Here is a 5,783-nt window from a genome sequence, read left to right as displayed (position 1 = left end):
CGCCTCTCGCAGAATGGCGACCATCTGCTCTTCGCTGAACCGACTCTTCTTCACTGCCTGCCTCCGTGGTGTCCGGAGACGGCATCCTCTCAAGCTTCAGGTGGTCCGAAAACCGCAGGGCATGTCAGTCTGGCAGGTGCAACGAGTCTCAGGCGGCTCGCGCAGGCGGTGAGCGTCAAGGTAGATGTCGCGTGAGAGGGTTCAGCCGATGCGCTTCATCTCCTGCACGGCCGGGGTGAGACTGGGCGAGGGGCCCAGGCGGACGGAGCCCGCGGGAGTCCAGTTGCGCGTGACGCGGCTCCAGCGCTCCGGGTGACGGGATTGGGCGCGCTGGTACACCTGGTGGCGTCGCGCCAGCAGCGAGGCCTCGCGACCGAAGTGCCTGTCGTCGGGCGTGACGAAGCGGATGGCGGAGTGAAGGTGCTCGGTGTTGGTAAGCGACCGACGGCCGACGTCCTGAACTGGGGTGGACCCGCCGGTTCACTCCGGCATGCGACGACCCAATCCGGATGAGTGGAAGCAGTTGGTAGAAGAGTTCGAGGCGAGCGGGCTGACGCAGAAGCAGTTCGCGACCAGGCATGAGGTCTCGCTCAGCGCCTTCCAGTACACGCTGTACAAGAAGCCGAGGTCCGCACTGGGGCGGAGGCCCGAATCGACAGAGAGGCCACGGGGGAGGTTCCTTCCCGTGGAGGTGGTCGCGTCCCCCGTGCGGCGCTACCACGCTGCGTGCCCCAAGGCACGACCCACGGCCTGAGGCCAAGCAGCCCCCTCACATCGCTGCCGTGTCGCCCGTGCTGCCACTCTCCGTGGCAGGGGTGGCGCACGCGACTGGCAAAGCGATCAGCAGGGTGCGGAAGGGCCGGGACGAAGCTCACGGCGGCGCCCGGCCCGAGGGAGTCGTCGAGGTTTGGCGCATCGCCGGCAAGCGGCCGTGGATTGATCGCCGGCGACTGGCATGATGGGGTGCGATGCACTCCCTTCGACGCCTCCGCCACGACCGCATCTCTGCGTGGCTCACCGCCCACAGTGCCGACGAGCTGGCGGCGGCCCTCCGAGCCGCGCCCACCCACGCCGTGGGGGTGGGCGGTGGCACCTCGGTGCTCGACGTGGACGGCGTGCCGGTATTCGCCAAGCGCATCCCGATGACCGACCGGGAGCTGGCCCATCCACACAGCACCGCGAACCTGTTCGACCTGCCGACCTCCTGCCAGTACGGCATGTACCGCCTCGCAGGTCCGGGTTTCGGCGCCTGGCGCGAGCTGGCTGCGAACCTCCTCGTCACCGAGGGGGTCCTCGCCGGTGAGGCGGAGTCCTTCCCCCTGCTGCACCACTGGCGGGTGCTTCCCGGCCGTGCACCTGTCGCCTCGGAACAGCTGGACATCGACGCCGTGGTCGCCCAGTTCGGCGGCGACCCGGCCGTGCGCATCCGCTTCGAGGAACTGGCCGCCGCGACCTCCAGCCTCGTGCTCTTTCTCGAGTACGTCCCCTCTTCGCTGCACGAGAGGCTCACCGACCCGGTCGGCCAGGCCGGGACCCTCGAGCGGCAGTTGTTCGAGATGGTGGCGTTCCTGCGTGGCCGCGAGCTGCTCCACATGGACGGACACTTCGGCAACATCCGGGCCGACGATGAGCGCATCTACCTCGTCGATTTCGGGCTGGCCACCTCGCCTCGGTTCGACCTGTCGAACGCCGAGCGCGACTTCGTCGCGCGGCACGTCGGCCACGATGCCGAGTACGCGGCGATGCGGCTGGTGAACTGGCTCGTCACCACGGTGTGCGGGCTACCGGTGCCGGCGGGCGGTGGCCCCGTTGAGCGCAACGGGTACGTGCGCCGATGCGCGAGCGGCGACATTCCGCAGGACGTGCCGGCCGCCGTGGCGGACATCCTCTCTCGGCACGCCCCTGCTGCGGCGCGGATGAACGACTTCTGCTGGCGGCTGCGCGACGGCGACATCCACGCGGAGTATCCCGGCGCGTAGGCCCGCCTCGCCGCGGGCATGCTCCCGTTGCCGACGCCAGCGCCGCTACCCACTCCACCGTCGGCCCTCGACCCGCGGGCCACCGGGGCCGTGCACCTTGAGGGCCCCGGGCGACTACAGCCCTCCGGCCTCGCACACCACGAGCACCGGCTGAAACGCGGCGACTGTCACTCCTGCGCGCGCTGACCGCTGCTTGCAGCGGCTGAGAGTCCAGGGACTCAGCCCCGTTCCTCGGCCACCCCCTCTTGGCTTGCGCCCTGAGCCTTCCGCGCCTCCAGCACCGCGAGTGCCTCCTGCCGCAGCGCGTCCGTGAAGCGCCCGCGCGTACCAGCCCCCCGCTCGCTTGGCCGTATCCGTCCGACGGACGACGTGCTGCGGGGTGTTGCCGGGATGAGTGTGGCAGGTCATCCCTCGACGGATGCTGAAGAGAGCTGAGAAGCCGGAGTGGGTACGCGTCGCGGAGGAGTTCGAAGCGAGCGGGCTGACGCAGCGGGAGTTCGCCGGGCGCCGGGGGTTGCGGCTGAGCATGGTGCAGTCATGGGTCTACCGCCGTCGGCGCCAGGTGAGCACCAAGGCCGAGCCAGCCGTGCGCATGCTCCCAGTGCAGGTGAGCAGTAACCGACCGACGGGTGACGTTCGCCGGATGCACCCTTCCGCTTGCTCAGCATGGTAGCCGCGCACGGACGTCCTGGTCGCCAAGGTTTGGGTGGCTTCAGGAGGAGTCAGGCGCGGAGGCGGAGGACGGTTGCCAGCGGTGAGGCAGCAACTCGTCCAGACGTGATGCGGGGTGGCTGCCAAGTCGCATCAGCACGTCGGCGAGGTACGTCTCGGGATTGACGCCGTGGACCTCGCACGTGGCGACCAGGGAACTCAGCTCCGCCAGATTCCGACCTGCCTCGTCATTGCCGACGAAGAGATAGTTCTTCCTGCCCAGGGCCATGGCGCGCAACGCACGCTCCGCGGCGTTGTTGTCGAGGGGAAGTGAGGAGTCCTCCAAGAAACGCGTCAGTGCACTCCACTGCCCCTTCGTGTAGCGAAGAGCCCTGCCCAGGGGACTCTTGGGGGGATGGAGCGGAAGCTGTTCATCCACCCACGCAGCCAGACGCTCGAGGATGCGTGCACTGGTGGTGCTGCGAGCGTGGAGGTGTTCCGGAGTGCCGAGCGTCCCGGAGTCTTGGGCGGCGTGCTCGACGCTGTACAACGCGAGGATGAGGTCGAGCGCCGTCCTGGACTCGGGCGCGGTGGTGAGCGCGTCGAAGAATTTGCGGCGCACGTGGGCCCAGCACCCCACGCGCACACGCCCCTCCGGCAGCGTCACGCGGTTGTAGCCCGTGTAGCCATCCACGCGCAGGAAGCCCTGGGTTCCCCCGAGCACTTCCAGGGGCGTCACGCCGGAGCGACTGGCGCTGTGGACGTAGGCGATGAGCTCATCGGTGCGGAATGTCCAGACGTAGGCCCGGCGCGTCTTGCCTTCGTCCAACACGCGTTGGGGTGTCTCGTCGGCGTGCACCAGGCGGGCCTCTCTCACCAGCGCCAAGAGGCGCTCGGCGAGTGGCGCCGTGGCCCGGCCCACCTCGTGGAAGACGTCGCAGAGCGTGGTGCGCGCGACGGGCATGCCCGCGCGGGCGAGGGCCTTGGCCTGGCGATACAGCGGAATCGAGTCGCAGCACTTCGCCGTCACCACGTGCGCCAGCAAGCCCGGGCCATACTGGCCTTGCTCAATGGCCTTCGGTGCGGGGGCGGTGACGATGCCCGCGCCGCAGGGGCAGACGAGCGTCTCCTGCAGATGGACCTGCCGCTCCATCCACGTGCGCGGGCACATACTCGATGAGGTCAGTGCGCTTGCCGGGGCCCAGGGGCTTCAACGCCGTGCCACCGCAGGACGGACACCTCCGCGCTTCCTCGGGAACGCGGTGATGAATCAGCCGCTCGGGCAACGTCGCGCGCGCCTCGCGCTTCAGCCTCCGCTCCTTCAGCGTCGCTTCACGCGGCCTGGGCGCGTTGCCCGAGGCCTTGCGCAGCTCGTCTTCGAGGCGGAGGAGCTTCTCGCTCTTCTTTCCGAAGACAGTCCGCTGGAGGAGCGCGAGCTGGGATTCGATGCTGCCCACGCGCTCTTTGAGGGTGAGGTTTTCCTGCTCGAGCCCTTCGGCTCGCTCACGCCACTCGCACTGGTGCGTCGCATCGAGCGCTGCCATCTCTCTGGGAAAACCAACCCACCGCTGGCGGGCATTGCCTCGGCGGCAGGGGGCGGTGCCCACTTGCCTGGTCTGCGGACGTGCGTGACGTCGATTCCGTCGAGCAGCATGGCCAGCTGCGTGGCATCCAGTTGCGCTCCCAAGGCGTCCTCGCCGAAGGCAGGCAGGCGAAAGCGGCCCTGCTCCAAGCGCTTGTAGGTGAGGACGAAGCCTCCCGCGTCCCAGGAGAGAATCTTCACCTTGTCCCCGCGCCGCGAGACGAAGACGAAGAGGTGGCCGGCGTAGAGACTCTCCTTCCACTCCGCGCGCACTATCGCCGCCAACCCATCGATGCTGTTACGCATGTCCACAGGCTCACGTGCCAGAAGGATTCGCACCGCCCGGGGCAACAGCGGCATCAGCCGAGCACCGCCACGAGATGCGCGAGGTACTCCGCCTGCGTGCCCTCCGGGAAACGCAGGAGCACTCCTCGCGGCAGCGCCACCTCGAGCATCAGTCCTTCTCTCGTCCGCCGCACGGGGGACGCGACCACCTCCACGGGAAGGAACCTCCCCCGTGGCCTCTCTGTCGATTCGGGCCTCCGCCCCAGTGCGGACCTCGGCTTCTTGTACAGCGTGTACTGGAAGGCGCTGAGCGAGACCTCATGCCTGGTCGCGAACTGCTTCTGCGTCAGCCCGCTCGCCTCGAACTCTTCTACCAACTGCTTCCACTCATCCGGATTGGGTCGTCGCATGCCGGAGTGAACCGGCGGGTCCACCCCAGTTCAGGACGTCGGCCGTCGGTCGCTTACGAGCAGCTTGTCACGCAGCGACATGGTCTTCTCTCCTGAAAGGCACTTGGCCATGAACGGACACCCGCCGTACTTGGTGCAGGCGGGGCCGAAGTTCGCGGGCACATCGGCAGCTCGGGCGGCTTGCGCGTGCGCCTTCATTGCTTCGACCTGGGGCTCGACCTTGGTCCGCCACTCGCGCGCGACGTGCCCGACAGGTACGGAGGCGACGACGGACACCGCAAGGTGCTGGCCCCGGGTCTGGTAGTAGAGGTGCTCCAGCTCCAGTTCGCGCAGGCCCGGGAATCGCTCGACCTGGCTGAGTGCCCACGCGGCATAGCCGACCATTTGCAGGCCGGGTTCCGTGTTGGCGTCGGCGAGCTGCTCGGGCGTCGCGGCGTTTCTCGCGACGTTGCTCGTGAACTTGTGGTCGGTGATTCGCAGGACGCCGTCGGAGGCGAGCTGTCGAGCATCCACGAGGTCGATGAAGCCGGTGAACGGGATGCCACCCGCCGTCAGTGGCGGGGCACCGTCGAGGGGCTGTTCGACGAGTAGGTCGGGGCCGGGCGTGGGCAGCAGGTGCGCCCCCGACTTCGCGAACACCCCGAGCACGTCTTCGCCCGTCGACAAGTAGGGCTCAAGCTGGGCGTGTCCTTCGGTGCCGACCTACTGCGCCCCCGTGGTGGGCTCGGGTAACCGCAACACCTTGGCGAGGTCGTGTCCCTATAAGTGTGTAGTCGGCGAGCAGGGATGAGCGTGAAAGAGGGAAGCTCCTCGGTGAAACCAACCGAGACGGTCTCCCCCTGGCAGGGGAGCCGAGGAGTTCCCGCCGTGGACGAT

The 5,783-nt window shown here is 68.3% G+C and carries 4 protein-coding genes and 2 pseudogenes; 1 reads left to right on the top strand and 5 read right to left on the bottom strand.

All coding sequences use genetic code 11. The features are described from left to right. Nucleotides 1-201: 201 nt before the first annotated feature. Nucleotides 202-339 carry a hypothetical protein gene (locus tag HUA74_RS44800; RefSeq protein WP_174459492.1) on the bottom strand — a complete coding sequence of 46 codons (138 nt, stop codon included), beginning with the start codon at nt 337-339 and terminating at the stop codon, nt 202-204. A gap of 758 nt (nt 340-1,097) precedes the next feature. Between HUA74_RS44800 and HUA74_RS44795 the strand changes: the two genes are divergently transcribed. Then, the gene (locus HUA74_RS44795) at nt 1,098-1,979 is read left to right on the top strand and encodes a hypothetical protein (protein WP_217442863.1); all 882 of its coding nucleotides are present in this window, start codon (nt 1,098-1,100) and stop codon (nt 1,977-1,979) included. Between the two features lie 712 nt (nt 1,980-2,691). Here HUA74_RS44795 and HUA74_RS44790 read toward each other — a convergent pair. The 4 genes and pseudogenes from HUA74_RS44790 to HUA74_RS44780 all read right to left on the bottom strand — a co-directional run bounded on the left by HUA74_RS44790 (nt 2,692) and on the right by HUA74_RS44780 (nt 5,546). Further along, nucleotides 2,692-4,174: pseudogene (locus tag HUA74_RS44790) on the bottom strand (IS66 family transposase). Nucleotides 4,175-4,260: 86 nt separating this feature from the next. Beyond that, nucleotides 4,261-4,572, bottom strand: a pseudogene (tnpB, locus tag HUA74_RS47005) (IS66 family insertion sequence element accessory protein TnpB); the annotation flags it as partial. Next, nucleotides 4,572-4,907: an IS66 family insertion sequence element accessory protein TnpB gene (locus HUA74_RS44785; RefSeq protein WP_174459490.1), complete on the bottom strand. Its 336-nt coding sequence runs from the start codon at nt 4,905-4,907 to the stop codon at nt 4,572-4,574. The gene HUA74_RS44785 and the pseudogene tnpB, both read right to left, overlap by 1 nt. 30 nt (nt 4,908-4,937) lie before the next feature. After that, nucleotides 4,938-5,546: a PD-(D/E)XK nuclease family protein gene (locus HUA74_RS44780; protein ID WP_371817411.1), complete on the bottom strand. Its 609-nt coding sequence runs from the start codon at nt 5,544-5,546 to the stop codon at nt 4,938-4,940. Nucleotides 5,547-5,783 lie beyond the last annotated feature (237 nt).

The sequence above is a fragment of the Myxococcus sp. CA051A genome (assembly GCF_013336705.1).
GTDB lineage: Bacteria > Myxococcota > Myxococcia > Myxococcales > Myxococcaceae > Myxococcus > Myxococcus llanfairpwllgwyngyllgogerychwyrndrobwllllantysiliogogogochensis.
The sequence above is the reverse complement of the archived record's forward strand: the minus strand, read 5'-3'. Positions and strand labels throughout refer to the sequence as shown.